This window comes from Kitasatospora sp. NPDC057936 (assembly GCF_042887525.1).
Classification (GTDB): Bacteria; Actinomycetota; Actinomycetes; order Streptomycetales; family Streptomycetaceae; genus Kitasatospora.
In genome coordinates this window covers 75,547-89,289 of sequence record NZ_JBHVPD010000003.1, presented here as the reverse complement: position 1 = coordinate 89,289, position 13,743 = coordinate 75,547, and the positions used below count along the sequence as shown (strand labels likewise).

Annotated in this window: 14 protein-coding genes; 8 read left to right on the top strand and 6 right to left on the bottom strand. The window is 73.1% G+C overall.

The window, feature by feature from the left end:
• Positions 1–83 precede the first annotated feature (83 nt).
• The gene (locus ACFVU9_RS02635; protein ID WP_387589133.1) at positions 84–1,097 is read right to left on the bottom strand and encodes an aldo/keto reductase; all 1,014 of its coding nucleotides are present in this window, start codon (positions 1,095–1,097) and stop codon (positions 84–86) included.
• On the bottom strand, positions 1,094–1,597 hold the full coding sequence (locus tag ACFVU9_RS02630; protein WP_380500217.1) for a MerR family transcriptional regulator: 504 nt from the start codon (positions 1,595–1,597) through the stop codon (positions 1,094–1,096). The genes ACFVU9_RS02635 and ACFVU9_RS02630 overlap by 4 nt, the downstream gene beginning before the upstream one ends.
• Positions 1,598–1,715: 118 nt before the next feature.
• On the opposite strand from ACFVU9_RS02630, the gene ACFVU9_RS02625 reads away from it, so the two are divergent.
• Complete coding sequence (locus tag ACFVU9_RS02625; protein WP_387589130.1) at positions 1,716–2,555, top strand: serine hydrolase domain-containing protein; 840 nt, start codon at positions 1,716–1,718, stop codon at positions 2,553–2,555.
• A 41-nt stretch (positions 2,556–2,596) separates the two neighbouring features.
• On the opposite strand, the gene ACFVU9_RS02620 is transcribed toward ACFVU9_RS02625, so the two are convergent.
• The gene (locus tag ACFVU9_RS02620; RefSeq protein WP_387589127.1) at positions 2,597–3,373 is read right to left on the bottom strand and encodes a pirin family protein; all 777 of its coding nucleotides are present in this window, start codon (positions 3,371–3,373) and stop codon (positions 2,597–2,599) included.
• Between the two features lie 206 nt (positions 3,374–3,579).
• Between ACFVU9_RS02620 and ACFVU9_RS02615 the strand changes: the two genes are divergently transcribed.
• The 5 genes from ACFVU9_RS02615 (at position 3,580) to fabF (ending at position 8,653) form a co-directional block, all read left to right on the top strand.
• Positions 3,580–4,776: a PucR family transcriptional regulator gene (locus tag ACFVU9_RS02615; RefSeq protein ID WP_380439440.1), complete on the top strand. Its 1,197-nt coding sequence runs from the start codon at positions 3,580–3,582 to the stop codon at positions 4,774–4,776.
• Positions 4,777–4,866: 90 nt separating this feature from the next.
• Positions 4,867–5,817, top strand: a complete 951-nt coding sequence (locus ACFVU9_RS02610; protein ID WP_380439285.1) for an ACP S-malonyltransferase — start codon at positions 4,867–4,869, stop codon at positions 5,815–5,817.
• 73 nt (positions 5,818–5,890) lie between these two features.
• Positions 5,891–6,922, top strand: coding sequence for a beta-ketoacyl-ACP synthase III (locus ACFVU9_RS02605; RefSeq protein ID WP_380439283.1), 1,032 nt, complete (start codon positions 5,891–5,893; stop codon positions 6,920–6,922).
• An 80-nt stretch (positions 6,923–7,002) separates the two neighbouring features.
• Positions 7,003–7,251, top strand: a complete 249-nt coding sequence (locus ACFVU9_RS02600; protein ID WP_380439280.1) for an acyl carrier protein — start codon at positions 7,003–7,005, stop codon at positions 7,249–7,251.
• A gap of 133 nt (positions 7,252–7,384) precedes the next feature.
• The gene (gene fabF / locus ACFVU9_RS02595; RefSeq protein WP_380439278.1) at positions 7,385–8,653 is read left to right on the top strand and encodes a beta-ketoacyl-ACP synthase II; all 1,269 of its coding nucleotides are present in this window, start codon (positions 7,385–7,387) and stop codon (positions 8,651–8,653) included.
• Between the two features lie 80 nt (positions 8,654–8,733).
• Here the strand turns inward: fabF and ACFVU9_RS02590 are convergent, their stop codons facing one another.
• Both ACFVU9_RS02590 and ACFVU9_RS02585 read right to left on the bottom strand, forming a co-directional pair.
• Positions 8,734–9,228 carry a DUF3145 domain-containing protein gene (locus tag ACFVU9_RS02590; RefSeq protein ID WP_359969683.1) on the bottom strand — a complete coding sequence of 165 codons (495 nt, stop codon included), beginning with the start codon at positions 9,226–9,228 and terminating at the stop codon, positions 8,734–8,736.
• A gap of 352 nt (positions 9,229–9,580) precedes the next feature.
• Positions 9,581–10,606 carry an NADP-dependent oxidoreductase gene (locus ACFVU9_RS02585; RefSeq protein WP_387589120.1) on the bottom strand — a complete coding sequence of 342 codons (1,026 nt, stop codon included), beginning with the start codon at positions 10,604–10,606 and terminating at the stop codon, positions 9,581–9,583.
• A gap of 121 nt (positions 10,607–10,727) precedes the next feature.
• Here ACFVU9_RS02585 and ACFVU9_RS02580 point away from each other — a divergent pair, with 121 nt between their 5' ends.
• Positions 10,728–11,195, top strand: a complete 468-nt coding sequence (locus tag ACFVU9_RS02580) for a MarR family transcriptional regulator (RefSeq protein ID WP_329931053.1) — start codon at positions 10,728–10,730, stop codon at positions 11,193–11,195.
• 119 nt (positions 11,196–11,314) lie between these two features.
• Complete coding sequence (locus tag ACFVU9_RS02575; protein WP_380445349.1) at positions 11,315–12,805, top strand: LCP family protein; 1,491 nt, start codon at positions 11,315–11,317, stop codon at positions 12,803–12,805.
• Between the two features lie 15 nt (positions 12,806–12,820).
• On the opposite strand, the gene ACFVU9_RS02570 is transcribed toward ACFVU9_RS02575, so the two are convergent.
• The gene (locus tag ACFVU9_RS02570; protein WP_387589116.1) at positions 12,821–13,738 is read right to left on the bottom strand and encodes a 1-aminocyclopropane-1-carboxylate deaminase/D-cysteine desulfhydrase; all 918 of its coding nucleotides are present in this window, start codon (positions 13,736–13,738) and stop codon (positions 12,821–12,823) included.
• Positions 13,739–13,743 lie beyond the last annotated feature (5 nt).

The following is a 13,743-nucleotide window of genomic DNA, read 5'->3' as shown; positions in this document are numbered from 1 at the left end:
ACCGGGAGTTGACCCGCCGTACGCGAGCGGCCCGGGGAGCCGGCGCAGCCCCCCGGGCCGAACGCGCCCGGCCCCGAAGGCCGTTACTCGCGCTCGACCTGCGTGTTCGCCATGCTCGGGTAGCGGTCCCCGGCCACCTGGCCGGCCACCGGCTCCAGCAGCGCCAGTTCGGCGGGGTGGAGCTCCAGCGTCGCGGCGGCGGTGTTCTCCGCGAGCCGGGTGCGCTTGCGGGTGCCGGGGATCGGCACGACGGTGAGCCCGTGCACCTGCGCCCGCTGGTGCACCCAGGCCAGCGCGACCTGGGCCGGCGTCACCCCGCGGTCCGCCGCGATCCGCCGCACCGGCTCCAGCAGGGCGTCGTTGGCCTTCGCGTTGGCGCCGGTGAAGCGCGGCTGGGTGCGCCGGAAGTCGTCGGCCGGGAGCTGCTCGGCGTCCTGGAAGGAGCCGGTCAGGAAACCCCGGCCGAGCGGCGAGTACGGCACGAACGCGACGCCCAGCCCGGCCGCGGCCGGCACCACCGAGCGCTCGACGTCGCGGGAGAACACCGACCACTCGGACTGCACCGCGGCGATCGGGTGGACGGCGTGCGCCTCGCTCAGCTCGGCCCCGGTCACCTCGGAGAGCCCGAGGTGGCGCACCTTGCCGGCCCGCACCAACTCGGCCATGGCGCCCACGGATTCGGCGAGCGGCACGGCCGGGTCGCGGCGGTGCATGTAGTAGAGGTCGATGACGTCGACACCCAGCCGGCGCAGCGAGGCGTCGACCGCGGCCCGGATGTACTCGGGGTCGTTGCGGATGGCGCGGTAGCCCGGGTCCTCCGCCCTGCGCTCGATGGCGAACTTGGTGGCGATCACCACCCGGTCGCGGTTGGCCCGGACGAACGGGCCGATCAGCTCCTCGTTGTGGCCGGAGCCGTACATGTCGGCCGTGTCGAACAGGGTGACGCCGGCCTCCAGGGCGGCGTCCAGGGTGGCCAGCGACTCGGTCGTGTCGGTCGGGCCGTAGAACTCGCTCATGCCCATGCAGCCGAGGCCCTGGACACCGACGAGCGGGCCGTCGGCGCCGAGTCGGGCGGTGGGGAGTGCGGGGTGCGTCATGCTCGCTGCTCTTCCTCTGCTCGGTAGTACTGGCACTGGACGGGTGCGCCGGAGGCGTCGGCGATCTTCCCCGCGTAGAGATCGATCTTGTAGTCGAGGACGGCGAGAGTGGCCTGGAGGTCGGCGATCCGCTGGCGGACCTCCTCGCGCTGCGTCACCAGCAGCTGCCGCCGGCCCTCGTACGTCCGCTCGCCCTCGCGGGCCATGTCGACGTACCTGAGCATGTCCGCCACCGACATGCCGGTCAGCCGCAGCCGGCCGAGGAAGGCCAGCCGGTGCAGGTCGGCGTCGCAGTAGCGGCGCTGGCCGCCGACCGCGCGGTCGACCGGGTCGAGCAGGCCGATCCGCTCGTACCAGCGCAGGGTGTGCGTGGTCAGTCCACTGGCCGCCGAGACCTCGCTGATGGTGTGCCGCGGAGTCCGGTCCGGATCGCCGACCGGCCGGCCGAACACCTCGGAACAGCTCCGCAGATCGACCTCGACGGGTGCGAGTGTGGCCATGACCGATACCCCCTGTGCCGTGATGACGACGACGCTACCTAGTTGGAGTGCACTCCAAGCAAGCCTCACAACCGGGTGGTCCCGCCACCCGCTTTCGAGCCCCGTTAGAGTCGGGCCCATGGAGAGCTTGCGGATGATCGAGAACTGGCCCGTCCCCCACGCCGCCGCGGCGGTCGTCCGGGGCTCGGACGGAGCGGTGCTGGGCTCGCACGGACCGCAGCAGCACCTGTTCCCGCTCGCGTCGGTGACCAAGCTGCTCACCTCCTACGCCGCGCTGGTCGCCGTGGAGGAGGGAGTCTTCGAGCTCGACGACCCGGCCGGCCCGCCCGGTTCGACCGTCCGCCACCTGCTCGCCCACACCTCCGGCCTCGGCTTCGACGAGGACCGGGTGTTCGGCGAGCCGGGCAAGCGCCGCCTCTACTCCAACGCCGGCTTCGACGCGCTGGCGAACGCCCTCGCCACGGCCGCCGGGATCGAGTTCTCGCGCTACGCCGCCGAGGCGGTGTTCGAGCCGCTGGGCATGCACGACACCCTGGTCAACACCGCCCACAAGTCCCCGGCCGGCGCGGGCGGCCTGTCCACGCTCGCCGACCTCACCCGGTTCGCCGCCGAGCTGCAGTCCCCCAAGCTGCTCGACCCGTCCACCGTCCACCGGGCCACCCGCGAGGTCGCCTTCCCCGGCACCAGCGGCGTGCTGCCCGGCTACGGCCACCGCCGCCCCAACGACTGGGGCCTCGGCTTCGAGATCCGCGACGGCAAGACCCCGCACTGGACGGGCACCGCCAACTCCCCCGCGACCTTCGGCCACTTCGGCCAGTCCGGCACCTTCCTGTGGGTCGACCCGGCGGCCGGGGCCGCCTGCATCGCCCTCACCGACCGGGACTTCGGCCCCTGGGCGGCCGAGGCCTGGCCGCAGCTGTCCGACGCGGTGCTGGCCGAACTGCCGGGGCCGGCCTAGCTGCCGGGACTGGCCTGGCTGCCGGGGGCTGGCCGGCCGAGTCAGCCGTACGAGACCGGCGAGTGCATCTCCCACAGCAGGAGTTCGGCGCCGGTCTCACCGGCCGACGGGTCCGCGAACGCGTCACCGGTGATCCGCACGCTGTCCCCCGGCACCATCGAACGCCCCTCGCCCTTGGGGCCCGGCACCGTCCGGTAGCCCAGCGCGCCGGCCGTCAGATGCGCGTAGCGCCAAGCCGCGGAGGGCAGTCGGGGCAGCGGCTGCCACGGCCCCGCGGTCGCCAGCCAGAGCGCGGCGTCGCTGCGCCGCAGCCGCAGGACGTCCGCCCCGGCGTCGCGCTCCAGCCCGGAGGCCAGCAGCGTCAACCCGCCCGCGGCCGCTTCCACCCGGCGCAGCCCGTACGCCGGGGGCGCGTCGAACGCGTCTGGCTGGAGCCACATCTGGACGAACCGGACCGGCCCCTCGGCACCGCCGACGTTGCGCTCGGTGTGGGTCACGCCCGAGCCCGCGCTCAGGTGCTGGACCATCCCCGGGCGCACCACGCCGCTGTGGCCGTGCGAATCCCGGTGCGCCAGCGCGCCCTCCAGGACCCAGGTGAGGATCTCGGTGTCCCGGTGCTTGTGCTCGTCGAACCCGGCCCCGGGCGCGAGGAGTTCCTCGTTGCAGGCGAGCAGCGCGCCGAAGTGCGTGTTCTTCGGGTCGTAGTGCCCCGAGAAGGAGAACGCGTGCCTGGTCTCGACGCCCTCCGCCGGGGTGGAGAGGTAGCGCTCGGCGGTGCGGCGGTGGTCCGCGCGGGGGCGGGCGGGGGCGTCGGTCACGGCCCCACCGTAACCGGTGTGACGGGTGCCACCGCGGCGCTCCGCCGGGGGGTGTGCACGAGCAGTGACTCACGTGAGGCAGTCTTGTCCTTGTGCCAGCCGCTTCCTCAGACGCCACCAGCGACCCCACCGAGAATCCCGCGCCGGGCGGGAAGGCCCCGGCCTCCGCACCGGGCCGCCACCGCCCCGGCCGCTCCGCGCCGCGCCTGACCCCGCAGGAGCGCAGAAACGCCGCGGACCGCGCCGAGCGCCGGGCCGCGACGCTCAAGCGGCTGGAGAAGTCCTCGGGCAAGCTGGCCAGCGCCGCGATCGCGCGGATGGACGACCAGCTCGGCTGGTACCGGCGGATGCCGCCCGAGCACCGCTCCTGGATCGGTCTGGTCGCCCAGGCGGGCATCGCCGCCTTCACCGAGTGGTACCGCCAGCCGGAGGCCGCGCAGGCGATCTCCACCGACGTCTTCGGCACCGCCCCGCGCGAGCTGACCAGGGCGATCACGCTGCGCCAGACCGTCGAGCTGATCCGCACCACGATCGAGGTGATGGAGGAGGCCATCGAGGAGGTGGCCGCCCCCGGCGACGAGGCGGACATGCGCGAGTCCGTGCTGGTCTACGCCCGGGAGATCGCCTTCGCCACCGCCCAGGTCTACGCCCAGGCGGCCGAGGCGCGCGGCGCCTGGGACGCCCGGCTGGAGGCGCTGGTCGTCAACTCGCTGCTCTCCGGCGATGCGGACGAGGGAGTGCTCTCGCGCGCCGCGGCGCTCGGCTGGGGCCAGCCGAGCCAGGTCCGGGTGGTGATGGGCAGCGCCCCGGACGGCGACAGCGAGCTGGTCGTCGAGGCGATCCGGCGGGCCGCCCGCTACGCCAAGCTGAACGTGCTGACCGGCGTCCTGGGCAAGCGCCTGGTGGTCGTGGTGGGCGGCGACAAGGAGCCGGTGCACGCGGCCCGGGCACTGATCGGCCAGTTCGCGCCGGGCCCGGTCGTGGTCGGCCCGACCGTGCCCGACCTGCTCTCGGCCACCCGTTCGGCGCACGCCGCCGCGGCCGGCCTGCGGGCCTGCGCCGCCTGGCCGGACGCCCCCCGCCCGGTGCTGGCCGACGACCTGCTGCCCGAACGCGCGCTCGCCGGCGACGAGGCGGCCCGCCGCCAGCTGGTGGAGGAGATCTACACACCGCTCGACGAGGCGGGCTCAGCCCTGCTGGAGACGCTGAGCGTCTACCTGGAGCAGGCCTCCTCGCTGGAGGGCGCCGCCCGGATGCTCTTCGTCCACCCGAACACGGTGCGCTACCGGCTCCGACGTGTGACCGACGTCACGGGCTACGCGCCATCGGACGTTCGATCGGCGTTCACGCTGCGGATCGCCCTGGCCCTCGGCCGACTGACGTCCGTCGGCGAGCAGGGCTGACCAGGATGTAGGGAACTTACAATCCCGGATGGTTTTCTTCGTTACCGTCGCCTACCCGCCCCCGGGCGCCTGGCGAGAGAGGGTTGAACCGTGCTCGTAATCGTCGCCCCTGGACAGGGTGCCCAGACCCCCGGTTTCCTCAGCCCCTGGCTGGAGGTCGACGGTGTCGCCGACCGCCTGAGCGGCTGGTCGGAGGTCGCCGGACTCGACCTCCTGCACGCCGGCACGGAGGCTTCCGCGGAGGAGATCAAGGACACCGCCGTCGCCCAGCCGCTGCTGGTCGCCGCCGGCCTGGTCACCGCCCGCGCGCTCTTCCCCGACGAGACCGCCGCCCGTTCCCTGGTCGGCGCCGTGGCCGGCCACAGCGTCGGTGAGATCACCGCCGCCGCCGGCGCCGGTGTGCTCGGCGCCCACGACGCGCTGACCTTCGTTCGGGAGCGCAGCCGCGCGATGGCCGAGGCCGCCGCCGTCACCGAGACCGGCATGACCGCCGTCCTCGGCGGCGACCCGGAGGCCGTCGCGGCCAAGCTGACCGAGCACGGCCTGACCCCGGCCAACAACAACGGCGGCGGCCAGATCGTCGCCGCCGGCACGCTCGCCCAGCTGGAGGCGCTGAAGGCGGACCCGCCGACCGGCGCCCGGCTGATCCCGCTGAAGGTGGCGGGCGCCTTCCACACCGAGCACATGGCCCCGGGCGTCGAGCGGCTGGCGAAGCTGGCCCCGACCCTGACCGTGGCCGATCCGCAGGTGCGCTACGTCTCCAACCGGGACGGCGCGGTGGTCTCCTCCGGCACCGAGGTGCTGGAGCGTCTGGTGTCGCAGGTCTCCAACCCGGTCCGCTGGGACCTCTGCATGGAGACGCTGGCCGCGCTGGGCGCGACCGCCGTGATCGAGCTGGCCCCCGCGGGCACGCTCACCGGCCTGGTCAAGCGCAACCTCAAGGGTGTGGCGACGCTCGCCCTCAAGACCCCCGCCGACCTCGACAAGGCTCGCGAGCTGATCGCGGAGCACGGCGGTAAGGACCAGGAGAGCCAGGCATGAGTGAGCGCAGCGAACGAATGATCGGCAGGTGCGCATCTTGCGAAGCGACCGCCGAGCGCAGCGAGGTGGCCGCATGAGCAAGCCGCAGATTCGTCCTTCGACCGGGGCCGAGTACTCACGGATCCACGGCGTGGGCGGTTACCGTCCCGTCCGCGTGATCCCGAACTCCGAGGTCCTGGAGTGGATCGAGTCCTCGGACGAGTGGATCCGCACCCGCAGCGGCATCGCCGAGCGCCGTTGGGCCGGTCCGGAGGAGAGCGTCGCCGAGATGTCGGTGCAGGCCGCCGGCAAGGCCATCGCCCAGGCCGGGATCGCCCCCGACCAGATCGGCGGCGTCATCGTCGCGACCGTCTCGCACCTCAAGCAGACCCCCGCGATCGCCACCGAGATCGCCGAGCGCCTGGGCTGCGGCACCGCCCCGGCCTTCGACATCTCGGCCGCCTGCGCCGGCTTCGGCTACGGCCTGGGCCTGGCCGACGGCATGATCCGCGGCGGCAGCGCCGAGTACGTGCTGGTGATCGGCGTCGAGCGGCTGAGCGACCTGACCGACCAGTCGGACCGCTCGACCGCGTTCATCTTCGGCGACGGCGCCGGCGCCGCGATCGTCGGCCCCTCCGACACCCCCGGCATCGGCAAGGTGATCTGGGGCTCGGACGGCTCGCAGAAGGACGTCATCTCGCAGACCCAGGCCTGGGACACCGCGTTCGCCAAGCCCGACGCCGTCAACGGCGCGGGTGAGGAGGCCAAGTGGCCGGCCCTGCGGATGGAGGGCCAGACGGTCTTCCGCTGGGCCGTCTGGGAGATGGCCAAGGTGGCCCAGCAGGCGCTGGACGCCGCCGGCATCACCGCCGACCAGCTCGGCGCCTTCATCCCGCACCAGGCCAACATGCGCATCACCGATGCCATGATCAAGGCCCTCAAGCTGCCCGACTCGGTGCCGGTCGCCCGCGACATCACCGAAACCGGGAACACCTCGGCGGCCTCCATCCCGTTGGCGATGGAGCGCATGCTGGAGAGCGGCGAGGCCCGCAGCGGAGACCTCGCGCTGATCATCGGGTTCGGGGCGGGTCTCGTGTACGCCGCGGCAGTCGTTACGCTCCCCTAGGCGCGTTTCGCCCCACTCATCCGCAAGCCTGCGTCCGTCCGCCGGTCGGACGCGTTCAACACCGAAGAGGAGCAGCCAGTATGGCTATGGACAAGGCCGAGGTCCTGGAAGGTCTCGCCGAGATCGTCAACGAGATCGCCGGCATCCCGACCGAGGACGTCCAGATCGACAAGTCGTTCACCGACGACCTGGACGTCGACTCGCTCTCCATGGTCGAGGTCGTCGTGGCCGCCGAGGAGCGCTTCGACGTCAAGATCCCGGACGACGAGGTCAAGAACCTGAAGACCGTCGGCGACGCCGTCGAGTACATCGTCACCAACGCCGCCTGAGCGGTCGCGTGATCGTCGGTCGGCTCGCCGAGTCGGCCGACCCGCCGGCCGGGCCGCCCCCACCGGGCGCCCGGCCGGGCCCCACCCCCCGGCTCGCCGCCGACCCCGCACCAACGTGAGAGAAGAAGAACCAGTGACCGCTGAAAACCGTACCGTGGTCGTCACGGGTATCGGCGCCTTCACGCCGCTGGGCGGCGACGCCGCCACCACCTGGGAGAACCTGGTGGCGGGCCGTTCCGGAGTGTCGGCCCTGACCGAGGAGTGGGCCGCGGACCTGCCCGTCCGCATCGCCGCCCGCACCGCGGTCGACCCCGGCGAGATCCTGCCCCGCCCGCTGGCCCGCAAGCTGGACCGCTCGGCGCAGTTCGCGCTGATCGCCGCCCGCGAGGCCTGGGCCGACGCCGGCTACGAGACCCCGGCCACCGACGAGTCCTCCAAGCTCGCCCCCGAGCGCCTCGGCGCGGTCATCGCCTCCGGCATCGGCGGCGTGACCACCCTCCTCGACCAGTACGACGTACTGAAGGAGAAGGGCTCCCGCAAGGTCTCCCCGCACACCGTCCCGATGCTGATGCCCAACTCCCCGGCGGCCAACGTCGGCCTGGAGGTCGGCGCCCGCGCGGGTGTGCACACCCCCGTCTCCGCCTGCGCCTCCGGCGCCGAGGCGATCGGCTACGCGATCGAGATGATCCGCAGCGGCCGCGCCGACGTCGTGGTGGCCGGCGGCACCGAGGCCGCGATCCACCCGCTGCCGATCGCCGCGTTCGCCAACATGATGGCGATGTCCAAGAACAACGACGATCCCGAGCGCGCCTCGCGCCCGTACGACAAGGGCCGCGACGGCTTCGTCCTCGGCGAGGGCGCCGGCGTCGTCGTGCTGGAGTCGGTCGAGCACGCCGAGGCCCGCGGGGCCCGGATCTACTGCGAGGCCGTGGGCCAGGGCCTGTCCTCGGACGCCCACCACATCGCCCAGCCCGAGCCGACCGGCGCCGGCGTGGCCCGCGCGCTGGCCGACCTGTTCGACCGCAACACCCTCGACAAGGCCGAGATCGTGCACGTCAACGCGCACGCCACCTCGACCCCGCAGGGCGACACCGCCGAGCTGAAGGCGCTGCGCAAGGAGCTCGGCGAGCACCTGGACCACATCGCCGTCTCGGCCACCAAGTCGATGACCGGCCACCTGCTGGGCGGCGCCGGCGGCATCGAGACCGTCGCCACCGTGCTGGCCCTCTACAACCGGCTCGCCCCGCCGACCATCAACGTCGAGGAGCTCGACGACGACGTGGACGCGGACATCGTGCGCGACGAGGCCCGCGCGCTGCCCGCCGAGGGCCGGATCGCGGCGCTGAACAACTCGTTCGGCTTCGGCGGCCACAACGTGGTGCTGGCCTTCCGCACCCGCTGACCCGCCCGTACGTCCGGAAGGGGCCGGCGCTCTTCGTGAGCGCCGGCCCCTTCCGTCGTTCCGGGGGTGCGTGCCGGCGGTCAGACCACCTGGTGCAGCCAGCGCACCGGCGCGCCCTCACCGGCGTACCGGAACGGCTCCAGCTCGTCGTCCCAGGGCTTGCCGAGCAGCCGGGAGATCTCGGCCTCCAGGTCGGCCCCCTCGCTGCGGGCGCGCAGCAGGACGGCGCGCAGCCGGTCCTCGGGGATCAGGATGTCCCCGTGGATGCCCGTGACGGCGTGGAAGATGCCGAGCGAGGGCGTGCTGCTGTAGCGCTCGCCCTCCGCCGTGGCGCAGGGCTCGCTGGTGACCTCGTACCGCATCAGCTGCCAGCCGCGCAGCGCGGAGGCGAGCTTCGAGGCCGTACCGGGCTCACCCTGCCAGGAGAGCTCGGCGCGCCAGTGTCCGGGTGCGACCGGCTGGCGGATCCAGTCCAGGCTCACCCGCACACCGAGCACTCCCGCGACGGCCCACTCGACGTGCGGGCACAGCGCGCGGGGCGCGGAGTGGATGTAGAGAACTCCACGTGTCGTCACCGGGACCTCCAGGCTGTGGACGAGGGTCGCCTTCCCCAGCTGCCTCGTGCCTGCAGTTGATCCACAGTTACCCACGTTTGCCGACATTAAGCCACTAAATTGAGCAAAACGGACAGGCTTTCGCTCAATGCTAGTCGAATCCTCAACGAGGTCTACCCCTCGGCCGGATCTCTCCCCCGAACGGCCCCATCGCCAGGCGGGACCACCGTACCGCGCCGCCCCGCACGATGGATGACGTGCTTTCGGATCCGGCCGGAATACGGTAGTGCGACGCCCCTCCCTGCGCCGTGCATGCAAACCGCCCCGCGCGCCCGGGGCGGGCGGCGGGGCGGTCGGATTCCCTGATGACGGGTCAGGCGCCCAGGCGGACGACCATCTTGCCGGTGTTGGCGCCGCGCAGCAGGTCGATGAAGGCCTCCACCGCGTTCTCGAAGCCGTCCACCACGGTTTCGTCGGAACGGAGTTCACCGGCCGCGAGCCAGCCCGCGACCTCGCCGACGAACTGCGGCTGGAGCGCGGCGTGGTCGCCGACCAGCATGCCCTCCAGGCGCAGCCGCTTGCCGATCGCGAGCGCGAGGTTGCGCGGGGCGGCGGGCGCGGCGGTGTCGTTGTACTGGGCGATGGCGCCGCAGAGCACCGCGCGGCCGTGCACGCCGAGCGCGCCGATCGCGGCCTCCAGGTGGTCGCCGCCGACGTTGTCGAAGTAGAGGTCGATGCCCTCCGGGGCGACCTTGGCGAGCTGCTCGGCGACCGGGCCGTCCTTGTAGTTGAAGGCGGCGTCGAAGCCGTACTCGTCCACCAGCTTGGCGACCTTCTCCGCGGAGCCGGCCGAGCCGACCACCAGGGAGGCGCCCTTGAGCCGGGCGATCTGGCCGACCAGCGAGCCGACCGCGCCGGCCGCGCCGGAGACGAAGACCTTGTCCCCCTCCTTGAGGGCGCCCACGGCGAGCAGGCCCGCGTAGGCGGTCAGGCCGGGCATGCCGAGCACGCCGAGGTAGGCGGAGAGCGGGGCGGCGGCGGCGTCGACCTTGACGGCGCGCTTGGCGTCGACGGTCGCGTACTCGCGCCAGCCGAGGCCGTGCAGCACGGCGTCGCCGGGGGCGAAGCCCTCGGCCTCCGAGGCGACGACGTAGCCGACGGCGCCGCCGTCCATGGCCTCGCCCAGCCGGAACGGCGGCAGGTAGGACTTCACGTCGTTCATCCGGCCGCGCATGTACGGGTCGACCGAGAGGAAGGCGTTGCGGACCAGGATCTCGCCCGGGCCGGGGGTGCGGACCGGGGCCTCGACGAGGGCGAAGTCGGCCGGGACCGGCCAGCCCTGCGGACGCGCGGCGAGGTGCCACTCACGGGCGGTGGTCGGCGCTGCCTGCTCTGCCATCGGATTGTTCCTTTGTTCCTGGGAGTGATCGGCGGTGTCTCACACATGAAATGTTGAGTGAATGAAGTAACGATGGACATGAAAGGTTCAGGTTGTCAACTTTTCAGGTAGACTGTGCCCCATGGAGACGCAGCCGACCGCGGCCGCCACGCCGCAGCAGCCCGACGAGATCACCCGCGAGGTCGTCGACCTCATGGCCAACCTGGTCGCGCTCTTCCACCGCGAGTACGAGGACGCCGCGGCCGCCCGGTCGCTCACCGGGGCCCAGGCCAAGGTGCTCGCCCTCCTGCGCCGGGGGCCGATGCCGATGCGGCAGATCGCCCAGACGCTCAGCTGTGAGCCGTCGAACATCACCGGCATCGTCGACCGCCTGGAGTCCCGCGGCTTCGTGACCAGAGAGGCCGACCGGCAGGACCGCCGGGTCAAGCTGGTCGCCGCCACCGACAGCGGCGCCGCCGCCTCCGAGGAGTTGCGCGAGTCGCTGAACTTCGCCCGCGAGCCGCTGGCTGCGCTCGGCCAGGACGAGCGGACGGTCCTGCGCGACCTGCTCCGACGGATGCTCACGGGCGCCTCCGGGCCCGGAGCGTGACCAGCATCACAGGCGCGGGCGCCGAACCCGGACCTTCACCGAGGTAACCGAACGCCTTCCCGAAACGTCTAATGTTCGAACACCGAACAGCAACAGACGAAGACGGGGGGACCGCGAGGATGAGCAGCAGCTCGCCCAGGCGGCGTTTCCTGCGGACCGCCATCGGCCTGGCCGCCGTCCTGGTGCTGTCCGTCGTGGGGGCCGGGGCCTGGTTCTACCACCGGCTCGACCACAACATCACCACATTCGACGCGGGCGGCGTCGCCACCGAGCGCCCGCCCGCGCCGGCCCCGGCGACGCCGGGTGCCCAGGTGCCGGTCAACGTCCTGCTGCTCGGCTCGGACACCCGGGACGACGGCAACGACGCGCTCGGCGGCGGCGACGAGGGCGTCGGCAACTCGGACACCGCGATCCTGGTGCACATATACGCGGACCACAAGCACGCCGTCGGCGTCTCGATACCCCGGGACACCCTGGTCACGATCCCGTCCTGCAAGCTGCAGGACGGCACCTGGACCAGGCCGCGCAACGACCAGATGTTCAACTCGGCCTTCAGCCTGGGCCAGTTCGCGCACGGCAACCCGGCCTGCACGCAGAACACCGTCGAGAGCCTCACCGGCCTGCGGATCGACCACACCGTCGTGGTCGACTTCAAGGGCGCGGCCGCGATGACCGAGGCCATCGGCGGCGTGGACGCCTGCGTGCCCAACGACGTCGACCAGTACGGCATCCACCTCAAGAAGGGCCTGCAGAAGCTCTCCGGACAGTCCGCGGTGGACTACCTGAGGACGCGGCACGGCATCGGCGACGGCTCGGACATAGGCCGGATGAAGCGCCAGCAGGCCTTCCTCTCCTCGATGATCAAGAAGGTCCAGGCCCAGGGCTTCTCGCTGCCCACCCTGCTGCCGCTGGCCGACGCGGCCACCAAGTCGCTCACCGTGGACGAGGGCCTCGGCACCGCGATGAAGCTCGTGGACTTCGCCCGGTCCGTCCAGGACATCAAGCTCTCCGACGTCACCTTCGTCACCGCGCCCTGGCGCTTCGCCGGGGAGCGCGTCCGGCTGGTGCAGCCCGACGCGGACACCCTGTGGAAGCTGCTCAAGGAGGACCGCACCCTCGACGGTCAGGGCACCGCGGGCACGGGCGCGGCCACCGCGTCCGCGAGCGCCGGCGCGACGGCGTCCGCCTCCGCCGGGCCGCTCGCGCCCGAGCAGGCCGCGGCGCCGGTCGTCGTGGTCAACGGGGTCGGCACCTCGGGCCTGGCCGGCTCCGGCGCGGCGGCGCTCAAGGCGCGCGGCTTCACGAACGTCACGCTCGGCGCCAACGACCCCGGGCGGCAGACCACCCAGGTCTCCTACGACCCGGCGCTGAAGGCCGCCGCCGACCAGGTGGCCGCCCTCTTCCCGGGGGCCAAGGCCGTCGAGGAACCCGGCAGCGGGGCGGTCACCGTCACCCTCGGCCGCGACTACCAGCCGGCCGGCACCCAGATCAACGACCTGGGCGCGAGCCCGAGTCCGACCGCGACGGTGCCCGGCGGGATCCCGACGGGCATAGCGGAGAACGAGCGCAACGCCGACACCGACCCCTGCACGAACCTCACGTTCGGGTAGGACGCCGGGCAGGGCTCAGACCGGGTCCGGCAGGCCCGTGACGACGGCCGTCAGACGGGTGCCGCGGGGGAACTCCCCCTCGGCGGCCAGGTCGTGGAGGGCGGCCAGGAGCTTCGCGACGTACCGGCGCTCCAGCGCGACGCCGTGTCGGCGCTCGAACCGCTCGGCGAAGGCGGCGAGTTCGGGCCGGACCTTGCCGTAGCCGCCGCCGTGGTGGGCGTGGTCGATCCGCCAGTTGCCGAACTCCCGCCCGTACGCGGCCCGGTGGAGCCGCGCGACCTCGTCCTCCAGGTAACCCGCGCCGCCGCGCAGCACCGCCACGCCGAGCGCCCGGGCACCGGACGGCAGGCCCGCCGCGATCCCGGCCAGCGTGCCGCCGGTGCCGACCGGACAGCAGACGACGTCACGGGCGCCGAGGTCGGTCAGCTCGGCCGGGATCGCCGCCGCGCCGATCGCGGCGAGCGCGTTGGAACCGCCCTCGGGGAGCACCAGGCACGGGCCCCACCGCCGTTGCAGCGCCGCCCGGCCCTCCGCATCGGCGGAGCCACTGCGGCCGGTCGCCTCGCGGTACTCCGTGCGGGACAGGAAGGCGAGCTCCATCCCGGCCGCCTCGGCCGCCCGCAGCGACCAGTTGCGCGGCCGGCTGGCCAGCTCGTCGCCGCGGACGAGTCCGACGCTCTCCAGCCCCAGCGCCGCGGCGGCCACCGCGACCGCGCGCAGGTGCGTGGAGTACGCGCCGCCGAAGGTGAGCAGCCGGGTGTGGCCCTGCTCGACCGCCGCCGCCAGGTTGGGCCCGAGCTTGCGCCACTTGTTGCCGGGGACGGCCGGGTGCAGGAGGTCGTCCCGCTTGAGCCGGAGCTCGACCCCGGCCCGGGCGAGCGCCTCGTCGGTGCAGTCCACCAGCGGGGTCGGCAGCAGAGCGGGTTCGAGCACCGTCC

What these genes read in the sequence shown, in the direction of transcription:
- ACFVU9_RS02635 (WP_387589133.1), bottom strand. Translation starts at nt 1,097, where the DNA reads ATGACGCACCCCGCACTCCCCACCGCCCGACTCGGCGCCGACGGCCCG.
- ACFVU9_RS02630 (WP_380500217.1), bottom strand. Translation starts at nt 1,597, where the DNA reads ATGGCCACACTCGCACCCGTCGAGGTCGATCTGCGGAGCTGTTCCGAG.
- ACFVU9_RS02625 (WP_387589130.1), top strand. Translation starts at nt 1,716, where the DNA reads ATGGAGAGCTTGCGGATGATCGAGAACTGGCCCGTCCCCCACGCCGCC.
- ACFVU9_RS02605 (WP_380439283.1), top strand. Translation starts at nt 5,891, where the DNA reads ATGAGCAAGCCGCAGATTCGTCCTTCGACCGGGGCCGAGTACTCACGG.
- ACFVU9_RS02600 (WP_380439280.1), top strand. Translation starts at nt 7,003, where the DNA reads ATGGCTATGGACAAGGCCGAGGTCCTGGAAGGTCTCGCCGAGATCGTC.
- ACFVU9_RS02585 (WP_387589120.1), bottom strand. Translation starts at nt 10,606, where the DNA reads ATGGCAGAGCAGGCAGCGCCGACCACCGCCCGTGAGTGGCACCTCGCC.
- ACFVU9_RS02580 (WP_329931053.1), top strand. Translation starts at nt 10,728, where the DNA reads ATGGAGACGCAGCCGACCGCGGCCGCCACGCCGCAGCAGCCCGACGAG.
- ACFVU9_RS02575 (WP_380445349.1), top strand. Translation starts at nt 11,315, where the DNA reads ATGAGCAGCAGCTCGCCCAGGCGGCGTTTCCTGCGGACCGCCATCGGC.